Source organism: Arthrobacter sp. FW306-1B-F12A, assembly GCF_058781865.1.
In genome coordinates, this window is record NZ_JBYSXD010000030.1 from 17,908 (window position 1) to 39,721 (window position 21,814).

Below are 21,814 nucleotides of genomic sequence, written 5' to 3' on the forward strand. Positions count from 1 at the left end.
CGTAAGGAGATCGGTTCCCATGCCGAAGATGAAGACCCACAGTGGTGCTAAGAAGCGCTTCAAGCTGACCGGCACCGGCAAGCTGAAGCGTCAGCAGGCCAACCGCCGCCACTACCTGGAGCACAAGTCCTCCACCCTGACCCGTCGCCTTGCCGGCGACAAGATCGTCTTCAAGGGCGATGCCAAGGTCATCAAGAAGATGCTCGGCGTCTAAGTTCCAAGTTTTCTGGTTGCTGCCATCCGGTAGCCGCCGACTACACCAAAGCCTTCTCAGGCCGGCCGGGTTTCCGGCAGTAGCAGCTTGGGATAAGAATTTTGAAGGAGTACGCACGTGGCACGTGTGAAGCGGGCGGTAAACGCCCACAAGAAGCGTCGGGTTGTCCTTGAACGGGCCAAGGGTTACCGCGGTCAGCGGTCTCGCCTGTACCGCAAGGCAAAAGAGCAGCTGCTGCACTCGTTTGTGTACAGCTACGGCGACCGCCGCAAAAAGAAGGGTGACTTCCGTCGCCTCTGGATCCAGCGCATCAACGCTGCATCCCGCGCCAACGGCCTGACCTACAACCGTCTGATCCAGGGCCTGAAGGCCGCTGAGGTCGAGGTTGACCGCCGCATGCTGGCAGAGCTGGCCGTTTCCGACGCCAACGCTTTCGCCGCGCTGGTCAAGGTTGCCAAGGACTCCCTGCCTGCCGACACTTCCGCTCCGGCCGCCAAGGCCGAGGCCGCTCCGAAGGCTGCCGCCAAGGCTGCTCCGGCTGCGAAGACCGCTACCGCCGTCAAGGCCTCTGCCTCCGAGAAGCCGGCCATCGAAGGCGCTGTTGTCGCCGTTGAGGGCGAAGCCGCACCGGAAGGCCACGCCATCAAGGGCAACGCCGAGTCCAACAAGTACCACGTTCCGGGTTCCACCTGGTACGACGTGACTGTTGCCGAGTACTGGTTCTCCACCGTTGAGGCCGCAAAGGCTGCAGGCTTTGAGCCTGCCGGTGGCGAAGCCCGCCAGCAGATCAAGAACTAGTCGCAACTGCCACTAAAGTTCTTTATATGAACGAAACCGGGTGCCCGCAAGAACTTCCGATGTCCAACCCCCGAGCCGATCGGGTCAGGGATGTCGCAAAGCTTGCAGGGCGCCCGGCCCGTTTAAAGCGCGGGCGGTTCCTCGCGGAAGGCCCCCAGGCCGTTCGCGAGGCGCTGGTCCTGCACCGGGAGCGGACCGCGGCGGGGGAGTCCGGCGTCGTACACGAAGTGTTCGCGAGCGAAAGCTGCCTGGACCGGCTCCCTGAACTCGCCGAACTCGCCGACGGCGTTGCGTTGCGGCTCGCGAACGACGATGTCCTGGCCGCCATGGCGGACACCGTCAATCCCCAAGGGATTGTGGCCGTCTGCAGCTTTGTGGACGTCAGCCTTGAATCAGTGCTCGACGCCGGGCCGCGGCTGATCGCCGTCATGTGCCAGGTGCGCGACCCCGGCAACGCGGGCACGGTGCTTCGGGCCGCTGATGCCGCCGGGGCGGATGCCGTGGTCCTGACGGCCTCCAGCGTTGACATTTACAACCCGAAGGCTGTGCGGTCCACGGCAGGTTCGCTCTTCCACTTACCGGTTGTGTTGGGTGCGGACGTCGGGGAACTCGTGGCCGGATGCAAGGAGCGCGGCATCGGGATCCTCGCAGCGGACGGTTACGGCACCCTCAACCTGGACAAACTTCAGGACGAGAACGCGGCGCGCCGCCTGGGTGCGTCAGCAGCGACTTCCGCCTACGCCCTCGAAGCCCCGACCGCCTGGCTGTTCGGCAACGAGGCGCAAGGGCTTTCAGACTCCGAGCTTGCCCTTGCCGACCATCGTGTCGCAGTGCCCGTCTACGGTTCGGCGGAAAGCCTGAACCTTGGCACAGCAGCCACGGTTTGCCTCTACGCCAGCGCACGCTCGCAGCAAGCCTCCTGACACTCCCGCTGCAGGTACGGTATTGCTTGCAGGAACGCGACCTCGCGGTCTGTTCGTGCCTTTCACTCACATCCCCTGAATTGAAGAAGAGGTGGAGCCTCCGTGGCTGCAAATGGCGGTACCAAGGCAATCGTGGCGGCATTGAGTGCCAACCTGGCGATCGCTGTGCTCAAGTTCGTCGCATTCGTCCTGACGATGTCGTCGTCCATGTTGGCCGAGGCAATCCACTCCGTCGCCGACTCCGGCAACCAGTTGCTCCTGCTGCTTGGCGGGAAGCGCGCACAGCGCGCAGCGAGTCCCGAGCACCCGTTCGGCTATGGCCGTGAGCGCTACATTTACGCCTTCATCGTCTCGATCGTGCTGTTCAGTGTTGGCGGACTCTTTGCGCTCTATGAATCCTGGGAGAAGTTCCAGCACCCCCATGCCATTGAAGGCGATTTCTGGTGGGTACCCCTGGCCGTGCTGCTCGGCGCTATTGTGGCGGAATCCTTCTCGTTCCGGACCGCCATCCACGAATCCAATCCCTTGCGCGGCAAGCAAAGCTGGATCAAGTTCATCCGCAACGCCAAGCAACCGGAACTGCCCGTGATCCTCCTGGAGGATTTCGGAGCCCTTCTGGGCCTCGTTTTCGCGCTGTTCGGCGTGAGCCTGACCCTCATCACGGGCAACGGCTTGTGGGACGCCGCGGGCACCGGAATGATCGGCCTGCTCCTTGTGGGAATCGCCGTGGTGCTCGCGGTGGAAACCAAGTCCTTGCTGCTCGGCGAATCTGCCACCAAAGAGGACAATGCGCGGATCACGGAAGCCATTGAGTCGGATGGCACGCGGATTATCCACCTCAAGACCATGCATTTGGGCCCGGAAGAGTTGCTGGTCGCTGCGAAGATCAGCGTGGGCGCGGCAGATACGGGGCAGGCGATTGCGACAGCGATCGACGCCGCCGAACTCAGGATCCGCACCGCGGTACCGATCGCCCGGGTCATCTACCTCGAGCCCGACGTAGAGCGTGTCCAGGTCTAGGCAGCCAGCGGCTTCTTGCGTTCCAACCAGCCGCTGATGCCCGCGACGCCGAGGCCCAGGATCGCCAGGACGGCCCCGACGAGGGCAGGGGCAACGTATCCCCAGCCCCAGGCGATGACCACCCCGCCGAGGAATGCGCCAAGGGCGTTGGCGATGTTGAGCGCGGAGTGGTTGAGCGAAGAGGCCAAGGACGGCGCGTCCGGCGAAGCGTCGAGCAGGCGCGTTTGCAAGGGCGGGATGAGCATGGAGCCGATGCCGCCCACGATGAAGACCATGACGAACGCCGACCACGCCCAGTGGGCCGCGACCGCGTAGGCCACCAGCGCCAAGGCGATGAGGGGCAGCACCCGGTAGATGGTTCCCATGACCGACTTATCGGCGATGCGGCCGCCCAGGATGTTGCCTGCCACCATGCCCAGTCCGTACAGGGCCACCACGAGGGGTATCAGCGCCTCCGGGATGCCGGCCACGGACGTCATGGTGTGGGAGATGTACGTGTAGGTGGCGAAGAAGCCGCCAAAACCGATGATTCCGATCAGCAATGCCAACCACACCTGGATGCGTTTGAGGGCACCAAGTTCCCGGCGGATGCTTGCCTCCGGGTGGGCTGGCTCGAAGGGGACGAACTTCCAGAGCAACACACTCGTGGCCAGGCCGATGATGCCCACCACCACGAAGAGAAGGCGCCACCCGAAAGTCTGGCCGAGCCACGTCGCCGCGGGAACACCGATGACGTTGGAGACGGTCAGTCCGCCCATGACCATCGAAATCGCCCAGCCGCGCTTGGTGGGAGCAACCAGGCTCGCGGCGATGACCGCGGCGATTCCGAAGAAGGCGCCATGGGGCAGTCCCGAGGCAAACCTCGTGATCACCATGGTTCCGTAGTCCGGTGCGATGAAGGACGTCAGGTTCGCTATCGACAGGAACAGCATGAGCCCCAGGGCAAGTTGCTTGCGGGGGAGCCGGGCACCAAGTGCCGCGAAGATGGGCGCCCCCACCACGACACCCAAGGCGTAGGCCGAAATCAGGTTCCCGGCCTCGGGAGTGCTGATGTGGAGTCCCTGCTCGATCTCCTTGAGCAAGCCCATCATGGTGAACTCCGTTGTCCCGATGGCAAATCCACCCATGGCAAGGGCGAAGATCGCCAGCGCCACGTGACGGCTTCGGGTCTTTTGGGAGGTCTTGGTGACAGCAGTAGTGGTCATCGTCCTGTTTCTTGGGGCGAGCGGGATGCAACTCGGAGGGAATAAAGCCGACTTTCAAGCTTAGTTCGAGTCCTCGGTGAATAGCCCTGAATGTGACAACTTCCATAGCGGGGGCGATGACCGGAGGGCCAATAGACTGTTGCGGTGACTGGACTGATAAGCGTGGCGGGCGCCGCCGTCGTCGATTCCCTTGAAAATCCGAAACGGCTGCTCGCCGCGAGGCGCAGCGCCCCACCGCAATTCGCGGGAATGTGGGAGTTCCCGGGCGGCAAGCTGGAGGCCGGGGAATCCTTCGAAGACGCGCTGCACCGCGAGTTGCTCGAGGAACTCGGGATCACTGTCCGGCTCGGGTCTGAGGTGGAGCCTGACGCGGGCGCCGCTTGGCCGCTGAACGAGCGCGCCGTCATGAGGGTATGGTTCGCCGAACTGCTCGACGGCGAGCCGCGTCCGCTCCAGGACCACGATGAACTCCGGTGGGTTCCGCTTGGCAATGGCGACGAGGCGTTGACCTTGCCGTGGATTCCTGCCGACCTGCCGATTGTCCGTGCACTGCTGGAACGGGTGGCCTCCGGCCTGCTCAACTAGAAAAGCGCGGACTGGCCCGTTGTTGGAAAGGAAGCAGGTGGAAGCGAAGCGGGCGTCTCCTTGCCCGCCGTCGCGTTCCTGTGGCTGAAACCGCTGCTCCCGGAGAAACCGTGACGGGCCTTGAAGTAGTTGATACGGCCGCTTAGCCAGGTCCTGTATTCCTTCGAGGCATACGAGCCTTGGCCATAGAGGCGCCGGTACTTGCCAACGAGCTCGGGGTGGTTGGCCGCCAGCCATTGCATGAACCATTCCCGCGTGCCCGGCTTCAGGTACAACGCCCCGGCCGTGACGCCAGTGGCGCCGGCCCCGGAGAGTGCCGTAAAGAGCGACTCCAGTGCATCATCGCTGTCCGTCAGCCACGGCAGGATGGGCATGGCCATGACACCGCACGGCAGCCCGGCCTCGCGCAGCCGCCGGATGAGCTTGAGCCTGGCGCGCGGCGCGGGTGTGCCGGGCTCCACTGCCGAGGCCAGGGCTTCGTCAGTCATGGCCAGGGAGATGCCCAGGTCCACGGGCACGTGGCTGGCGGCGTGCTTGAGGAGGGGGATGTCGCGGCCCAGGAGGGTTCCCTTGGTGAGGATGGAGAACGGAGTACCGGAATCGGCCAGGGCCCGGATGATCCCCGGCATCAGCTGGTAGCGGCCTTCTGCCCGCTGATACGGATCCGTGTTGGTGCCGAGGGCCACATGATGGTGGCCCCACGACGGCTTGGACAGTTCCTTGCGCAAGACCTCTGCCGCGTTGATCTTCACGATCACCTGGGAATCGAAATCGTGTCCGGCGTCGAACTCCAGATAGGTGTGGCTCTTGCGCGCAAAACAGTAGACACAGGCATGGCTGCATCCGCGGTACGGGTTGACCGTCCATTCGAAGGGCATCTGGGAACCGGACGCCACCTTGTTGAGCACCGATTTGGCGGTGACCTCATGAAAGGTGACTCCGGAGAATTCGGGGGTTGAGACGGAACGCACAAGCCCGGCCAGCGGCAGCAGTGCGTCCGTTGCTGGGGCGGCTCCGGACGGACCGCTGCTGCTGTTGTCTCCGGGTGCCGGACCACGTTGTGGTGAAAGTGCCTGTGCGTCCCATCTCATGGCCTCCATTCGAATATATGTTCGAACACTTGTCAAGGTCGGTTGAAAGAAGGCCGGTTAAGGATCGAACGAGCCACCTGGAAATCGCTCAGCCGTTGCTAGGGTGGATGCATGATTCTGCTGACGGGATTCGAGCCTTTTGGCGGCGATTCCAGCAATCCCTCGTGGGCTGCCGTCCTCGAAGCACAGGAGATCTTGCGCTCCGAAGGCCATGACGTGGAAGCGCTCGAACTGCCGTGCGTTTTCGGTGAATCCGCCGCGGTCCTGCGCGAGGCCGTGGAGAGGCTGCGCCCGGAGCTGGTCATCTGCGTCGGGCTCGCCGGCGGCCGGGACCGGCTCTCGTTGGAACGCGTTGCCATCAACTGCGATGACGCCAGGATTCCGGACAACGCCGGAAACAGGCCCATCGACGAGCCGGTAATCCCCGAAGGTCCCGCGGCGTACTTCAGCACACTCCCGGTGAAGTCCGCGCTCCGGGCGCTCCAGATCGCCGGAATCCGTGCCGAGGTCTCGCAGACTGCCGGGACCTACGTGTGCAACCACGTGTTCTATGCCCTGATGCACGAACTCGCCGGAGCCGTTCCGCCCCGCGCGCGGGGCGGCTTCATCCACGTTCCCTATGACGAAGCCCTACTTCCGCAGGGTAGTGCGACGCCCGGGATGGCGACGCGGGACATGGGGCGGGGGATCGCCGTCGTCGTTCGCGCTGCGCTTGAGACTCCGGTGGACACCAAGCTGTCCGCGGGCGCCGTTCACTAGGCCGGCGCGGGCGAATCCAGCTCCCACTGCACCACCACGCTCGCGGAAACCGCCAACGATCCCGCTTCGATGGGCACGCCTTCGCTCGTTGAAGCACGCTGCATACCGGCCATCATAGGCACCGGTGATCCATGCTCCGGCCGCTGATCGATGGAGAGGACGTGCCCCAAACGGCCGCCGGCAAGCGCGGCGAAGCGGGCCGCCTTCGCTTCGGCCTCCCGCCAGGCAGCCTCCTGTGCCCGTGCCGCAACGGCCGCGGCATCCGTGAATCCCTGTTCGATCCCGTGGATGCGAAGGTTGTCGCCGCCCGCCGCCACCGCGGCGGAGATGGCCGCGGGGGCCGCCGACGGCGGGCCGACCCTGGCAACCAGGGTGGTTGACGCAACATAACCGCTGACCTTTTGCCCCTGGTTCTCAGCCCACACAAGGTCGGCGCGAAGATTGAGGCCGCTGGTCCGCAAGTCGGAACCGGCCACGCCGTGCCCTCGTAACGCGTCGGTCACCGCCGAGACGATCGCTCCCGCATCGCCATAGGCCGCTTCGGCGGCGTCGCGCCTGACCTCGACGGCGAGCGTGAGCGTGAGCAGGTCGGGAACGGCTTCCGCGGTTCCCTCTCCGGTGACAGTGATGGTGCGGACCGGTGTCATGAGGCCATGCTAGCCCCGGGCGCGCCGATGAATCGATGAGGCAGGGTCACGGGTTAAATCCCCGCGGGACCCTTCTACTAGACTGGTTGTTAGTGCCCGCCGGACGCGTCCAGCGAGCATCGCTCCTGCTTTTGCCATGGCCCTGCCTGGTGAAGACCATTTCCGACTCGTAGCTAAGAACAGTAGATGACTGACACTTTGCCGGGCGCTGCCATCCCGAACCCTCTGGATGAAGCCGCCATCACCGCTGCCGTTGAGGAAGCCGTCGCCGCGATTGCCGCTGCATCCTCCCTCGAAGAACTCAAAGCCGTCCGCTTGGCGCACACCGGCGAGAAGTCGCCCTTGAGCCTTGCCAACCGTGAAATCGGCGGCCTGCCCAAGGAGCAGAAGGCCGCCGCAGGCAAGCTCATGGGTTCCTCCCGTGGCCGCGTCAACCAGGCGCTCGCAGCACGGACCGCTGTGCTCGAAGCCGAAAACGACGCCCGCATCCTTGTCGAGGAAACCGTCGATGTCACGGCAGCGCCGCGGCGGCGCCGCGCCGGTGCCCGCCACCCGCTCTCCACGCTGCAGGACCGCGTGGCGGACATCTTCGTCGGCATGGGCTGGGAAATCGCCGAAGGACCGGAGGTCGAGTCCGAGTGGTTCAACTTCGACGCCCTCAACTTCAAGCCGGACCACCCGGCGCGCGAAATGCAGGACACCTTCTTCGTGGAACCTCCCGAGGCGCACCTGCTCATGCGCACGCACACGTCCCCGGTACAGGTCCGGTCCATGTTGGAGCGCGAAGTACCCATCTATGTGCTGTGCCCGGGCAAGGTATTCCGCACCGATGAACTCGATGCCACGCACACACCCGTGTTCCACCAGTTCGAGGGCCTGGCCATTGACAAGAAGCTGAGCATGGCCGACCTGCGCGGCACCTTGGAGCACTTCGCCCGCCAGATGTTCGGTGACGAGGCACAGATCCGCCTGCGTCCCAACTACTTCCCGTTCACCGAGCCGTCCGCGGAGTTGGACATTTGGCACCCCGGTGCCAAGGGCGGCCCCCGCTGGATCGAATGGGGCGGCTGCGGCATGGTCAATCCCAACGTCCTGCGCGCTGCCGGCATCGACCCGGACGAGTATTCAGGTTTTGCCTTCGGCATGGGCATCGAGCGCACGCTCATGTTCCGCAACGAGGTCGGCGACATGCGCGACATGATCGAAGGCGATGTACGTTTCAGCGAGCACTTCGGGATGGAGATCTAACAGTGCGTATCCCACTTTCATGGCTGCGTGAATTCGCGCAGGTTCCGGCCGACGCCACGGCCGAAGACGTCATGGCGGAACTGGTCAAGGTCGGCTTTGAAGAAGAAGCTGTCCACCGCCCCACGGACGAACTCAAGGGTCCCATCGTGGTGGGCCAGGTCCTGAGCCTCGTCAAGGAACCGCAGAGCAACGGCAAGACCATCAACTGGTGCCAGGTCCGCGTGGTCCCCGAAGGCCAGGAGCAGACCCTGACCGGCAAGGGCATCGATCCCTCCGGCGTGCAGGGCATCATTTGCGGTGCCCACAACTTCGTCGAGGGAGACAAGGTTGTAGTGACCCTCCCGGGCGCCGTGCTCCCGGGTGACTTCCACATTTCCGCGCGCAAGACCTACGGGCACCTGTCCGCGGGCATGATCGCCTCCGTCCGTGAACTCGGCATCGGCGAGGACCACGACGGCATCCTGGTGCTTTCCCGCATCGGCCTGGATCCCGAAATCGGCACCGACGCCATGTCCCTCCTTGGCCTCTACGACGAAGCCGCCGAAATCAATGTCACTCCGGACCGCGGCTACGCGTTCTCGATCCGCGGCGTGGCCCGCGAGTACGCCCACGCCACCGGAACCGTCTTCACGGACCCGGCTGCCAAGGTCAATGCCCCCGCCGCGCTCTCCGGCGGCTACGGCGTCAAGCTCAACGACGACGCCCCCATCTACGGGAAGCCCGGTTGCGACCGCTTCGTGGCCCGCACGGTCCGCGGCGTGGACGCCACCCGCCCCACCCCGCCGTGGATGGTCTCCCGGCTGCGCTTGGCCGGCATCCGCTCCATTTCGCTGCCTGTGGACATCTCCAACTACGTGATGCTCGAACTCGGCCAGCCGAACCACTGCTACGACCTCGACAAGCTTTCGGGCGATATCGTGGTCCGCCGCGCCGTCGCGGGGGAGAAGATCACCACCCTCGACGACAAAGTGCGCTCGCTCGACGTCGAAGACCTCCTGATCACCGACGACTCCGGCGCAATCGGCATCGCGGGCGTCATGGGCGGAGCCAATACCGAGGTTTCCGATTCGACCACCAACGTCCTGGTCGAGGCCGCGCACTTCGACGAGGTCTCGATCGGGCGCTCGCGCCGCAGGCACAAGCTGCCGTCAGAGGCGTCCAAGCGCTTCGAACGCGGAGTGGATTGGCAGGTTGCCAACGTTGCCGCCCAGCGCGTCGTGGACCTCCTGGTGGAACTCGCCGGCGGGACGGCGGACGAAGCCGGTACCGACGTCGGGACGGCACCTGACGCCGTGACCATCGAGCTGCCTGCCGGCTACGCGGCCTCCCGGATCGGCATCGACTTCACGGAAGAACAGATCACGGGTTCGCTCAAGGACCTGGGCGCCATCGTCCTGAAGGACGAAGTGGGCGGCTCCTATGTGGTCACGGCACCGAGCTGGCGCAATGACCTGGAAACCAAGGAAGACCTTTCCGAGGAAATCGCGAGGCTGGTGGGCTACGACAACATCCCGGCGACCCTACCCGTGGCACCTCCAGGGCGCGGCCTGACCCGGACCCAGCAGCAAAAGCGCCGCGTGGTCCAGGCCCTCGCCGACGCCGGGCTCACCGAGGTCCTCTCTTACCCGTTCGTCTCCAAGTCGGCCAACGACACCTTCGGCGTGGCGGAAGAGGGCGCGGCACGCACCGCCCTCAAATTGGCCAACCCGATCAGCGAGGAACACGGTTACCTCCGTACCTCCGTGCTTCCCGGCCTGATCGAGGTGGCCCGCCGCAACCACTCCCGCGGTTTCCGGGACCTCGCCCTCTTCGAGGCAGGCTCGGTGTTCCTCCCCGACGGTCAGCTGGGCACGGCATCCATCCCGCCGCTGGGAGTCAAGCCAACCGACGAGGTCCTTGACGGACTGTACGACGGCGTCCCGGACCAGCCGCTGCACATCGCCGCTGTTTTGACCGGCCATGATTCCCCGGCAGCCGCGGCCCACACCCCGCGTGCCTGGGACTGGGCCGACGCCCTGGACGTTGCGCGGCTCGTCGGCGACGTCCTCGGCGTGGAACTCGTGGTCAGCCAAGGCAGCCACCAGGCGTTCCACCCGGGCCGTGCCGCCCAGTTGGCGCTTCGCTCGGGCGACGTCGTGGGCTACGCGGGCGAATTGCACCCCAAGCTGCTCGCAGCACATGACATGCCGGCGCGCTCCGTGGCCCTTGAGCTCAACGCGGACGCACTGTTCGATGCTGCTCCGGACGTCATTGTTGCCAAGCACATCTCGGGCTTCCCGGTCGCCACGCAGGACGTTGCCCTCGTGGTGCCGCAGGACGTTCCGGCGGACGCCGTGCTGGCTGCCCTGCGGGAAGGCGCCGGCGAACTCCTCGAAGACGTTGCCCTGTTCGATGTCTACGCGGGCCAGGGCATCGAAGACGGCAAGAAATCGCTTGCCTTCGGGCTGCGGTTCCGTGCCACGGACCGCACCTTGACCGCCGACGAGGCCTCGGAGGCACGCGAGGCCGCCGTCGCCGTCGCCGCAGAGCGGTTCGGAGCAGTCCAGCGCTGACGAGTATCAACCCGGGCATCCAGGGGCTGGCTGTTCACATCCAGTCCCTGGATCTTGCCGATTCCGCCGCCATCGAAAAGATAGCGGCGGAATTGCTGTCTCCGGCCGAAACCCTAAGGGGAGACGCCATGGCTGCGACCCTGCGCCTGGAGTTCCTGGCATCCAGGCTGGCGAAGCAAGACTTCGCCGCCAACCTTCTGGGTGTTCCCGCCTCGAAGCTCAAGGCGGCCTATGAGTGCCCGGACTGCGGTTCTGGTCCGGACATCGCGCATGGCCGGCCCGGATACATGCTCGACGGCGGCCCCGCACCCCTGGCGCTCAGCGCCTCACGGTCGTCGGGCTGGGTGCTGTTTGCCGCCGTCGCGTATCCCGGGCCCGGGCTGCGGGTGGGCGTCGACCTGGAAAATGCGGCGGGCACGGAGTTCGTCGGCTTCGACGACGTTGCCCTGACCGCACGGGAGCGGCGCCATCTCGCCGCGCTGGAACCCGGACGTCGGGCCCAAGAGCGGGCACGATTGTGGGCGCGCAAGGAAGCCTGGTTGAAGATGACAGGCGAAGGGCTCAGGGTGGCTCCGGATTCCCTCGAGGTGCTTGAACGGCCGGGACTGTGGGACCTGCAGCTCCCGGTCAGCGCTGACGGCCGGGATCTTCCGGCCGGACTCCTCGCCGCGCTCGCGGTAACGTCCCGCTGAGTCCTTGGCTTAGCTGAATTCCAGGGTCAGCTGAAAGCGGGCAGCCCTGCTTGGTACAGCCACGGTTCCAGGACACTGGCCGCGTCGAGTCCCGGGACGTAGGCGTTGGCCGCAGCGATGAATTCCTCCGTGGAGACCGAGCTGTGGCGCTTGGCCTCGGTCCAATGCCGCAGCAACCCGAAAAACGCTGCGTCTCCGCATGCACGACGGACGGCATGGAGGGCAAGGGCTCCGCGCTTGTAGACGCGATCATCGAACATGTGCTCCGGCCCGGGGTCCCCGATCACCAAGTCCTGGGCGCCCATGTCGAGCTTGCGCCACGCCGTCTTTGCGCGGTTGGCGAGGGACATGACGCCGGCTTCCTCGGACCAGATCCACTCCGCGTAGCAGGCGAAGCCCTCGTGCAGCCAGATGTCCCTCCAGCTGCTCACCGTGAGCGAGTTGCCGAACCACTGATGGGACAGCTCGTGGGCGATGAGGCGCTGCGCGTCCCACGATTGCTCCATGTGGTTCCGGCCGAAGATCGAGAGCGTCTGGGCCTCAAGCGGGATTTCCAGTTCGTCCTCGGTCACCACGGCCGTGTATTCGGCAAAGGGATACGGACCGAAACACTCCACAAAGGTGCGCATCATGTCGGCCTGCCGTGCCAGGCCTTCACGGGCCTCGGTCAATAAACCGGGGGAGACCGCGACGAACTGGGGCACCGGAGCCTGCCGCAGGGCTTCGGCGTGATGGGCAGTCCCGGCGCGGACGCCGTCGAGGGCGGGGCTGAGCTGGTGAACCCGGTAGCGTCCGATTTGCACCGTGGCGAGATAGCTTGCCATCGGCTCGGCTTGTTCGTAGACCCAGGTTTCGCGGCTTGATTTCCTGCTGTGGGAGACGAGGCGGCCGTTGCAGATGGCCCGGTAGTTGTCGTCGGTGGTGATGCTGATCAAGTAGCTGGACTTGTGCCGCGGATGGTCGTTGCACGGGAACCAGGACGCGGCGCCGTTCGGCTGCCCGGCAACCAGCACGCCGTCCTCGAGCTCTTCCCACCCGACTTCGCCCCACAGGCCCCGGCGCGGCTTCGGGTTGCCGTCGTAGCGGAGTTCAACCGTGAAGTGCTGGCCTGCCCGCAAGCGGTCTTTGACGGTGATCACGAGGTGCTCGCCGCGCGGGCTGAACTTCGGCACTTTCTTGCCGTCAACCAGGATTTTGGAAGCCCTCAGGCCCACCAGGTCCAAGACTACGGAGTCCGTGTCTTCGAGGGTTATGCAACGGAGCATGGCGCGGCCGTTGAGCCGGTTGCTGCCCAGGCTATAGTCCAGGTCCAGCTCGTACCTCAGCACCTGGAATGCCGTGCTCCCGTGGTGCAGGGTGTAGGGATCGGCGGCAGTCGCGGTTGTTTCCTGCGCTTGGGTTGTTCCGGGTTCGCTGCGGCTCATGTGCGCTGGCTGCCTCCGTGTAGCTTGTTGTGCTGCGGTCGTGTCACGGGCCGGTATTTCACGCCCTCTTGCCAATCTACGCTACGGTCCGGACCACGGGCTGACCGGGTTGCCCATCCAGTATGTGCCCGCGGGAACCGTCTCGCCACGCATAACCAGCGACGCCGGTCCCACCGTTCCGCCGGCCCCGATACTTGCGCGCGGCAGGATGACACCGTGCGGACCCATCGTGGCGCCATCCCCGAGGACCACGGTATCGATGCTCATGATGCGGTCATGGAAGAGGTGTGTCTGGACCACGCAGCCACGGTTGACCGTGGAGCTTTCGCCGAGCGTGACGAGGTCGGCTTCGGGGAGCCAGTAGCTCTCGCACCAGGTACCCCGGCCGATTTTCGCCCCGAGGGCACGGAGCCACCACACCAACGCAGGCGTGCCGGATGCCGAACGTGCGAACCATGGAGCACTGACCATCTCGATGAAGGTGTCCACCACTTCGTTGCGCCAGATGAATGAGCTCCACAGGGGGTGCTCGCCCTCTTTGATGCGCCCCACCAGTATCCATTTCGCGGCGACCGAACTTGCCGCGGCCACCGCGCCGGCCGCGAGGACCACGACGCCTCCGAGGACGGCGGCAAGCCAGTAGGAGGTCTCGGTGGCGATCCAGTCGAGGGCCAGCATGATGCCGACGGCGATCCCCACGGTCAGGATGACCGGCACCAGCCGGCATAGTTCCCACAGGGCCCGTTTGGTCTTGAGGGCCAGCGGCGGGTTGAAGGTGAGGCTCAGATCTGCGTTGACGGCGGTCCGGCGCAGCCTGACGGGCGGACTGCCCAGCCAGGAGGTGCCCGATTTGGCCTTGGCCGGCGTGGCCGACAGGACCGCGACGAGTGAGTTCTTGGGCACGCTGCGTCCTGCGGCGGTCATGCCGGAGTTGCCGAGGAACGAGCGTTTGCCGATCTTGGCCGGTCCGATCTTCATCCAGCCGCCGCCGAGCTCGTAGGAGGCCACCATGGTGTCGTCGGCGAGGAACGCGCCGTCGCCGATGGTCGTCATGCGTGGCAGCAGCAGCACCGTGGAAGCCTCCACATTGCGGCCTACTTTGGCGCCCAGCAGGCGCAGCCACACGGGCGTGAAGAGGCTGGCGTAGATGGGGAAGAGCAGATCCCGGGCCATGTCCAAGACCCGTTCAGTGGCCCAAACCTGCCAACCGACGCGGCTGCGGACGCGATAGTATCCCTCCTTGAGACCGACGCCGAGCATCCGGGTAGTCGCCAGGATCAGCAGGAGATTGCACAGGAACCAGGCGAGTGCAGCCAGGGGAATGGCAAGCAGGAGTTCAGGGAAGGCATCCTGCAGCGAGCTCCGGCCTTGGATGAAGACCAGGATGACGATCGCGGCGACGAATGCCGAAATGTACGGAATCAAGGCGAGCAGCGCCGAGGCGGCAGCGAACGCCGCAAACCAGAGCCGGCCGATCAGGTGGTGCGACGAGGGGGTCTCGGGCCATCCATTCTTGGCTTTGCCACGGCGTTCGGCGGGGGATCCGGCAACGAGGTGCCCGGCCTTGACCTTGCCCAACACCGCGGAACCGGGCTCCACCCGCGCGCCCGCGCCGATGCTGGTCCCTGGCATCAGCGTGCTGCGGGAGCCGACTGTGGCACCGGCACCTACATGGATGGCGCCGATGTGGACAAAGTCACCGTCGATCCACCAGGCGGAGAGGTCCACTTCGGGTTCGATGTTGCAGCCGCTGCCCAAGGACAGCAGTCCTGTGACGGGAGGAAGGGAGTGCAAATGGACGTTGTTCCCTATCTTCGCCCCCAGTGCCCTGGCGTAGTAGGGAACCCACGGAGCGCTGGCAAGGCTGATGGCGCTCGAAAGGTCCTGGATCTGTTCGGCCAGCCACAGCTTCAAGTGGACTTTGCCCGATCGCGGGTAGGTTCCGGGTTGGACCCCACGCAAGAGGGTTCGCGCGGCCAGGATCGAGATGCCCATGCGTCCGGGCGGGCTCACGAACACCAGCCAAGACGCCAGGATCCACCACCAGGACACCACGGGAGCGGCTGTGAAACCGGCGAGGTCGGCCAGCAAATGGTTCGCGGCCATGAGATACGTGAGCCAGCGCATGCCAACCAGGATGTTGAGGAAGATCCCCATCAGGGTCTGGAAGACCTGCGATTTCCGGGAGGTGGGGCGAACCGTGCGTTCCGCCGCCGGCGCCTGTATGCCGCCTTCGGGCAAAGACTGCCGCGCGGCGTCGACCAGGGCGCCGACGCGGGGTGTCGCGTAGATTTCGGCCACAGTGATGGTGGGGTAGCGCACACGCAGCGCCGAGACCAGTTGGGCGGCGGCGAGGGAGCCGCCACCGTAGGCGAAGAAGTCGGCGTCGAGCGAGGTGACGCTGGAGCCGAGGACGCTTTCCCATTGCTCAACCACCCATTGGGCGTCTTCGGGAAGGTTGAGTGGTGCCTTGTCGGCATCCGCGGCGCCTGCGCCCGCCAACGGCCACGGAAGGGAATGCCGGTCTACTTTGCCGCTGGTCTTCGTTGGAAGCGAATCCACGACCGTGAGCAGGGGGATCAGCGCGGCGGGCAGGCTTTCCGTCAGGAGCTCGCGGGAAGCTGCGAGGTCGATGTCCTCAGGTCCGGCCGGAGCCAGGTAGCCGACCAGTATCTGGTTCCCCGCCGCCGTCGTGCGGACTGCGGCCGCGGCACCGGCGACTCCCGGGAGGGCCTGGAGGGCGGCGTCGATCTCGCCGAGTTCGATGCGCCTGCCGCCAAGCTTGACCTGTTCGTCCGCGCGGCCTTGGAAGATGAGGCCGGCTTCCTCGTAGCGGACGAGGTCGCCCGAGCGATACGCCCGTTCCCATCCAAGGGATGGCATGGGGGCGTACTTTTCGGCGTCCTTGGCCGGATCCAGATAGCGGGCCAGTCCGACGCCGCCGATGATCAGTTCGCCCGTCCCGCCTTCCGCCACCGGAACCCCGGCGGCGTCGACGACGGCGAGGTCCCAGCCGTCCAGCGGCAGTCCGATCCGGACGGGGCCGTCCCCGCCGAGGGGAGCCGCGCACGCCACGACGGTCGCTTCGGTGGGGCCGTAGGTGTTCCACACTTCGCGGCCTTCCACCGCGAGGCGCTCGGCGAGTTCGGGCGGGCACGCCTCGCCGCCGAAAATAAGCAGGCGCACGTTCTCAAGGGCTTCGGCCGGCCACAGGGCCGCGAGCGTCGGAACGGTGGACACCACTGTGATGCCGTGGTTGATGAGCCATGGGCCGAGGTCCATGCCGGAACGCACGAGGGCGCGCGGTGCCGGGACCAGGCAGGCACCGTGCCGCCATGCAAGCCACATCTCTTCGCAGGAAGCGTCGAAGGCCACTGAAAGGCCGGCGAGCACCCGGTCCTGCGGACCGATCGGATCTTCCTGGAGGAAGATCCGGGCTTCGGCGTCAACAAAGGCAGCGGAGGAACGGTGCTGCACCGCCACGCCCTTGGGCGTGCCGGTGGAACCTGAGGTGAAGATGACCCACGAATCGTCGTCCAGCCCTGGGGTGCGCGGAGCCGGGTGCGGTGCCGGGCGCTCTCCGGACACTTCGATCTTGCGGCCCTTGGTGACAACGGCAGATACCTTGGCTTCTCCGAAAACCAGCCGTGCCCGTTCCTCGGGATCGTCCGCGTCCACGGGCACGTAGGCGGCCGCAATCGAGAGGATCGCCAGGATGGCAATGTACAGATCGTTGGATCCGGAAGGGACCCGCACGCCGATCTTGTCTCCCGGCCCCAGTCCGGCTGCGTTGAGCGTCGCCGCAAAACCGCGCACCTGAGCCATGAGTTCGGAGTAACTCAGCGACTTGTGCCCGTCATCGAGGGCAGACGCCTCCGGGAATGTCCGGGCCGTGTCCTGGAGGATCTCGACGAGTGTGCGCGCTGGAGGTGCGGCTGCCGAGCCTTGCAGCTGGGGGAGATGCACGACTTTGAGTTCCAGGCTGTCCGCCGGGATTTCATGTTCCTGGGTCACGTTCCCAAGTTTCTCGGATTGAGGTGAACAAAAAGTGTCAGCGGCCGCGTGGCATTTGCCTCGATTTATGGGACCAACAGTAGTTTGCCTGTGGTGTTGCGCGCTTCCAGGTCGCGATGGGCCTGGGCGGCCTCGGCGAGCGGGTAGGTTCCGCCAACCCGGACTTTGAGGGCGCCGCTGGCGGCAGCGCGGAAGACTTCGGCCGAACGCCAGTGCCGTTCCTGCGGGTTTTGGAGGAAATGGCCAAGCGTCGGGCGTGTCAGGGACAACGATCCGCCTGCGTTCAGTCGCTGCGGGTCGAACGGGGGCACGGGTCCGGACGCTGCCCCGAACAAGACGAGTGCGCCGCGGATGCGAAGGCTCGCGAGGGATCCGTCGAAAGTATCCTTGCCGACGCCGTCGTACACCACGTTGACGCCTTCGCCGTCGGTGAGCTCGCGGACCTTGTCCGCAAATCCGCTGTAGCGCAGGACCTCGTCCGCGCCGGCTTCCCGGGCCAGGGCTTCCTTCTCGTCCGACGAGACTGTGGTGATGACGCGGGCACCCCGGGCCTTGAGCAACTGCGTCAGGATGAGTCCCACGCCGCCGGCGCCGGCATGGGTCAGGACGGTGTGGCCCGGCTCTACGCGGAAAGACGAGTTGATCAGGTAATGCGCGGTCATTCCTTGCAGCGGCAGGGCTGCCGCGGTGTGGTCGTCGACGCCGTCCGGTACCGGAAGCGCTTTGTCGGCGTCCACCAGGGTGTACTCCGCGTAGCTGCGGGATCCTTCAGCGGTAGCGATCCTGTCGCCGACGGTGAAATCCACCACGTCCGCGCCGATGGCAACTACGGTGCCTGCCGACTCGGAGCCGGGGGTGAATGGATACTCAACCTTGTAGATGCCGCTGCGCTGATATGTGTCGATGAAGTTCACTCCGGCGGCTGCAACTTTGACAAGGAGCTGGCGCGGACCCGGAACCGGGACCTCTGCCTCGGTGAGTTCGAGGACTTCGGGTCCTCCGGCTTTCCGGGCAATGATTGCGTGCGTCATGGGTCTCCTTCTCCGTCGAGGCACTTTCGTGCCCGCATTCACACAACCATCCTAGGGAGCGGAGTCCGTCGAGTGTCCAGTCAGCGGCTCGGGGCGGTGATTCGCCGTAATGTGTCCGGATGACTTCCGGGCGTGTCAGCCCCTGCCGTGCGCGGAAGCGACGGGGCAGTCAAAGCCGCGGCCCGCGGCGAGTCCGACCTCATTGAGGTAACGCACGACGATGGCGTATGACTGCATCAACGTGGTTTCGGTGTAGGCAATCGAGTGCTTTTCGCAGTAGCTTCGGACGATCTCCGAGGCGCGGCGCAAGTGGGGGCGGGCCATGTCCGGGAAGAGGTGGTGTTCGGCCTGGTGGTTGAGGCCGCCCAGGAGGATGTTCATGAAGGGGCCGCCGGAGATGTTCCTGGCAGTCAGGATCTGGCGACGCAGGAAATCGACGCGGGAGTCTTCCGGCAGAACCGGCATGCCCTTATGGTTCGGGGCGAAGGAAGCACCCATGTAGAAGCCGAACACCATGATCTGGACGCCCAGGAAGGCAAATGCCATGCCCAGCGGCAGGAAGGTAAAGGCGAGGACCGGCAGGGCGAGAAGCCGTGCCAGGAGGATGGGCGTCTCCACCCAGCGGTGCTTGATGGCTCCGGGCCGGCAGATGTACATCAAGGACTCCCACTGCAGGCTGATACCCAGCAGGAGGAGGAGCGGGAAGAAGAACCAGCCCTGCCTGCGCGTGAGGAACGCGAAGCGTCCCTGCCTGCCGGCAGCGGCTTCAACGTGGAAGGCCAGGGCGCCGGTCTTGATGTCCGGGTCCTTGGAAATAACGTTCGGGCTGTTGTGGTGCGCGCCGTGCTTCTGTTCCCACCAGGAGTAACTGATGCCGGCAACCGACGTGGCCAGGATACGCGCGGACCAGTCGTTGGCCCTGCGCGAGGCAAAAATCTGGCGGTGGCCGGCCTCATGTGCCAGGAAGCTCAACTGGGTACAAAGGATGCCCAGGGCTGCGGCGATGAGTAGTTGGTACCAGCTGGGGCCGATCAGCGCGAAGCCGAACCAGGTGCCGGTCAGCAGGAGGACCAGGGAAGCGAAAACGCTGATATAAAAGCCGACGCGGCGCTTCAAAAGCCCCTCCGCGCGGACCGTCTTGAGAAGCTCGGAATAGCTGAGCACGACGGCGTTGGGTGGCCGGACGACCTTGCTAGGACGTTCAGTGGTGGAGGTCTGTGACATATGCAGTTGCCCCGTAATACATAACGGGCAACGCTGCAACCGACGATCGGCTGCACGGTCTAGATCACCCTCTATTCAGCATACGCTCCCAAATCGGCGCGCCGAGCCGGGCTGCTCCAGAAAGCCCTGAAAAGGTCGTGCATAAATATCGGCAACCATGAATAGTTTTGCTGTATAGTCGTGCCATGACTATTTCTGTTGCCGTCTCCGGTGCCAGCGGCTATGCCGGGGGAGAGGTGCTGCGCCTCCTGGCGGGCCATCCGGACGTCACCATCGGCGCCATCACCGCGCACAGCAATGCCGGTTCCAGACTAGGGGAGTTGCAGCCGCATCTCCACGGTTTGGCCAGCCGGATTCTCGAGGACACCAGCGTGGAAAACCTCGCTGGCCACGACGTCGTGTTCCTGGCCCTCCCGCACGGAGCCTCGGCTGAGATCGCGGCGCAGCTGCCCGAAGGCACACTGGTGATCGACGCCGGCGCTGACCACCGGCTCGAAGACCCCGCGGCGTGGGAAAAGTTCTACGGCTCCGCCCACGCGGGGACCTGGCCCTACGGGCTTCCGGAGCTTCCCGGCCAGCGCGACGCACTCAAGGGGGCGAAGCGGATTGCGGTGCCCGGTTGCTACCCGACGTCGGCCCTTCTCGCCCTCACGCCCGGCTTCGCCAACAAGCTTCTCCAGCCGGACGACGTCGTGATTGTGTCTGCTTCCGGCACCTCGGGTGCCGGCAAGGCAGCCAAGGTGAACCTCATCGGTTCCGAGGTCATGGGGTCCATGAGTCCTTATGGCGTGGGCGGCGGACACCGCCACACCCCCGAGATCGAACAAGGACTTTCCAACGCGGCCGGTGAACCAGTCACCGTGTCCTTCACTCCCACCCTCGCGCCCATGAGCCGCGGCATCCTGAGCACGGCGACAGCAAAGGTCAAGGCCGGGGTCACGGCCGCCGAACTGCGCAGTGCCTGGGCCGAAGCCTTCGACGACGAACCGTTCGTCCACCTGTTGCCCGAAGGGCAGTGGCCCACCACTAAATCGGTGCAGGGTTCCAACCACGCAGTCATGCAGTTGGCCTTCGACGAGCATTCCGGCCGCGTGGTTGTCACGTGCGCCATCGATAACCTGACCAAAGGGACCGCCGGCGGCGCCGTGCAGTCCATGAATATTGCCCTCGGCCTGGACGAATCCGCCGGCCTCAACGTCCAAGGAGTTGCCCCGTGACCATCACCGCCCCCCAGGGATTCCGGGCCGCAGGTGTCAAAGCCGGCATCAAGGCGTCCGGGAATCCGGACCTTGCCCTGGTTGTCAACGACGGCCCCCTGAAAGCCGCGGCAGCCGTTTTCACCTCGAACCGCGTGGCCGCGGCACCCGTGCACTGGTCACGGCAGGTCCTCTCCGACGGGCGCGTTGACGCAGTGGTGCTGAATTCCGGCGGCGCCAACGCCTGCACCGGTCCGCAGGGATTCCAAAATACGCACGCAACCGCAGAGAAAGTGGCGGCCGTGCTCGGGATCTCCGCCTCCGACGTCGTGGTCTGCTCCACCGGACTGATCGGTGAGCAGCTGCCCATGGACAAGATCATCCCGGGCATCGAAGCGGCGTTCGCGGAACTCTCCGAGAACGGCGGTCCTGCCGCCGCTACGGCGATCATGACCACGGACAGCGTGGCGAAGGAAGCAGTCTTCAGCGGCACCGACTCCGCAGGCAACTCGTTCACTGTCGGGGGCATCGCGAAGGGCGCCGGCATGCTGGCGCCAGGCCTCGCAACCATGCTCGTGGTGCTCACCACTGATGCCCAGGTCCCGGCGGAAGAGCTCGACGTCGTCCTCCGCGACGCCACGCGCGTCACCTTCGACCGCACCGACTCGGACGGCTGCATGTCCACCAACGACACAGTCGTCCTGCTGGCCTCCGGGGCCTCCGAGGCCATCCCGTCCGCCGAGCAGCTTGGCGCAGGAATCACCCAGGTGTGTGCCGAGCTTGCCCGCAAGTTGATCGGCGACGCAGAAGGTGCCAGCCACGACATCGCCATCCGCACATTCAACGCGGCGAGCGAGCGCGACGCCGAAATCGTCAGCCGTTCAGTGGCCCGCTCCAACCTCTTCAAGACCGCCATCTTCGGCAAGGACCCCAACTGGGGCCGCGTCCTGTCCTCGGTGGGCACCACGGACGCCGTCTTCGAACCGGACCAGCTCAACGTCTCCATGAACGGCATCCAGATCTGCCGCAACGGCAGCATCGGCGACGACCGAAACCTGGTGGATCTCGAGCCCCGCGAGGTGCTCGTGGAAATCGACCTGCAGGCCGGCGACGCCGAGGCCACCATCTGGACCAACGACCTCACGCACGAGTACGTGCACGAGAACAGCGCCTACTCGAGCTAGACGGGAT

At 65.4% G+C, this 21,814-nt stretch carries 18 protein-coding genes; 11 read left to right on the top strand and 7 right to left on the bottom strand.

The features are described from left to right. Positions 1–19: 19 nt before the first annotated feature. The 4 genes from rpmI to AC3WJU_RS14715 all read left to right on the top strand — a co-directional run bounded on the left by rpmI (position 20) and on the right by AC3WJU_RS14715 (position 2,955). Positions 20–214, top strand: a complete 195-nt coding sequence (rpmI, locus tag AC3WJU_RS14700) for a 50S ribosomal protein L35 (RefSeq protein ID WP_059387794.1) — start codon at positions 20–22, stop codon at positions 212–214. Between the two features lie 117 nt (positions 215–331). Next, positions 332–1,012 carry a 50S ribosomal protein L20, sunset domain variant gene (gene rplT / locus AC3WJU_RS14705; protein WP_284989316.1) on the top strand — a complete coding sequence of 227 codons (681 nt, stop codon included), beginning with the start codon at positions 332–334 and terminating at the stop codon, positions 1,010–1,012. 26 nt (positions 1,013–1,038) lie between these two features. Further along, positions 1,039–1,935, top strand: a complete 897-nt coding sequence (locus AC3WJU_RS14710) for a TrmH family RNA methyltransferase (RefSeq protein WP_492260203.1) — start codon at positions 1,039–1,041, stop codon at positions 1,933–1,935. 102 nt (positions 1,936–2,037) lie between these two features. Next, a complete protein-coding gene (locus AC3WJU_RS14715) occupies positions 2,038–2,955 on the top strand; it encodes a cation diffusion facilitator family transporter (protein WP_284989314.1) in 918 nt (305 codons plus the stop codon). On the opposite strand, the gene AC3WJU_RS14720 is transcribed toward AC3WJU_RS14715, so the two are convergent. Further along, entirely contained in the window at positions 2,952–4,160 is a 1,209-nt protein-coding gene (locus AC3WJU_RS14720) for an MFS transporter (protein WP_059387791.1), read from the bottom strand. The two genes, AC3WJU_RS14715 and AC3WJU_RS14720, sit on opposite strands and share 4 nt — an antisense overlap. 144 nt (positions 4,161–4,304) lie before the next feature. On the opposite strand from AC3WJU_RS14720, the gene AC3WJU_RS14725 reads away from it, so the two are divergent. Beyond that, positions 4,305–4,745, top strand: coding sequence for a (deoxy)nucleoside triphosphate pyrophosphohydrolase (locus AC3WJU_RS14725; protein WP_059387790.1), 441 nt, complete (start codon positions 4,305–4,307; stop codon positions 4,743–4,745). Here AC3WJU_RS14725 and AC3WJU_RS14730 read toward each other — a convergent pair. Then, a complete protein-coding gene (locus tag AC3WJU_RS14730) occupies positions 4,742–5,836 on the bottom strand; it encodes an Rv2578c family radical SAM protein (protein WP_441433233.1) in 1,095 nt (364 codons plus the stop codon). The genes AC3WJU_RS14725 and AC3WJU_RS14730 overlap by 4 nt on opposite strands. A 111-nt stretch (positions 5,837–5,947) precedes the next feature. Between AC3WJU_RS14730 and pcp the strand changes: the two genes are divergently transcribed. Then, the gene (pcp, locus tag AC3WJU_RS14735) at positions 5,948–6,595 is read left to right on the top strand and encodes a pyroglutamyl-peptidase I (RefSeq protein WP_306962884.1); all 648 of its coding nucleotides are present in this window, start codon (positions 5,948–5,950) and stop codon (positions 6,593–6,595) included. On the opposite strand, the gene AC3WJU_RS14740 is transcribed toward pcp, so the two are convergent. Then, on the bottom strand, positions 6,592–7,242 hold the full coding sequence (locus AC3WJU_RS14740; protein WP_306962886.1) for an SIMPL domain-containing protein: 651 nt from the start codon (positions 7,240–7,242) through the stop codon (positions 6,592–6,594). The genes pcp and AC3WJU_RS14740 overlap by 4 nt on opposite strands. Before the next feature lie 186 nt (positions 7,243–7,428). Here AC3WJU_RS14740 and pheS point away from each other — a divergent pair, with 186 nt between their 5' ends. From pheS to AC3WJU_RS14755, 3 genes are all read left to right on the top strand, one after another. After that, positions 7,429–8,490 (top strand): phenylalanine--tRNA ligase subunit alpha, encoded by a 1,062-nt coding sequence (gene pheS, locus AC3WJU_RS14745; RefSeq protein WP_078105647.1) that lies wholly within the window; start codon positions 7,429–7,431, stop codon positions 8,488–8,490. Between the two features lie 2 nt (positions 8,491–8,492). Continuing rightward, a complete protein-coding gene (gene pheT, locus AC3WJU_RS14750) occupies positions 8,493–11,042 on the top strand; it encodes a phenylalanine--tRNA ligase subunit beta (protein WP_492260204.1) in 2,550 nt (849 codons plus the stop codon). A gap of 128 nt (positions 11,043–11,170) precedes the next feature. After that, positions 11,171–11,734 (top strand): 4'-phosphopantetheinyl transferase family protein, encoded by a 564-nt coding sequence (locus tag AC3WJU_RS14755; RefSeq protein ID WP_492260205.1) that lies wholly within the window; start codon positions 11,171–11,173, stop codon positions 11,732–11,734. A 26-nt stretch (positions 11,735–11,760) separates the two neighbouring features. Here AC3WJU_RS14755 and AC3WJU_RS14760 read toward each other — a convergent pair whose 3' ends face one another. The 4 genes from AC3WJU_RS14760 to AC3WJU_RS14775 all read right to left on the bottom strand — a co-directional run bounded on the left by AC3WJU_RS14760 (position 11,761) and on the right by AC3WJU_RS14775 (position 19,427). Beyond that, positions 11,761–13,158, bottom strand: a complete 1,398-nt coding sequence (locus tag AC3WJU_RS14760; RefSeq protein ID WP_492260206.1) for a M1 family metallopeptidase — start codon at positions 13,156–13,158, stop codon at positions 11,761–11,763. A gap of 81 nt (positions 13,159–13,239) precedes the next feature. Continuing rightward, the gene (locus tag AC3WJU_RS14765; protein WP_492260207.1) at positions 13,240–17,172 is read right to left on the bottom strand and encodes a Pls/PosA family non-ribosomal peptide synthetase; all 3,933 of its coding nucleotides are present in this window, start codon (positions 17,170–17,172) and stop codon (positions 13,240–13,242) included. Between the two features lie 65 nt (positions 17,173–17,237). Next, the gene (locus AC3WJU_RS14770) at positions 17,238–18,203 is read right to left on the bottom strand and encodes a quinone oxidoreductase family protein (RefSeq protein ID WP_284989305.1); all 966 of its coding nucleotides are present in this window, start codon (positions 18,201–18,203) and stop codon (positions 17,238–17,240) included. 135 nt (positions 18,204–18,338) lie between these two features. Then, the gene (locus tag AC3WJU_RS14775; RefSeq protein ID WP_059387786.1) at positions 18,339–19,427 is read right to left on the bottom strand and encodes a fatty acid desaturase family protein; all 1,089 of its coding nucleotides are present in this window, start codon (positions 19,425–19,427) and stop codon (positions 18,339–18,341) included. 185 nt (positions 19,428–19,612) lie between these two features. Here AC3WJU_RS14775 and argC point away from each other — a divergent pair, with 185 nt between their 5' ends. Further along, positions 19,613–20,644: an N-acetyl-gamma-glutamyl-phosphate reductase gene (argC, locus tag AC3WJU_RS14780; protein ID WP_492260208.1), complete on the top strand. Its 1,032-nt coding sequence runs from the start codon at positions 19,613–19,615 to the stop codon at positions 20,642–20,644. Continuing rightward, complete coding sequence (gene argJ / locus AC3WJU_RS14785) at positions 20,641–21,807, top strand: bifunctional glutamate N-acetyltransferase/amino-acid acetyltransferase ArgJ (RefSeq protein WP_492260209.1); 1,167 nt, start codon at positions 20,641–20,643, stop codon at positions 21,805–21,807. Before argC ends, argJ begins: the two co-directional genes overlap by 4 nt. Positions 21,808–21,814: the final 7 nt, after the last annotated feature.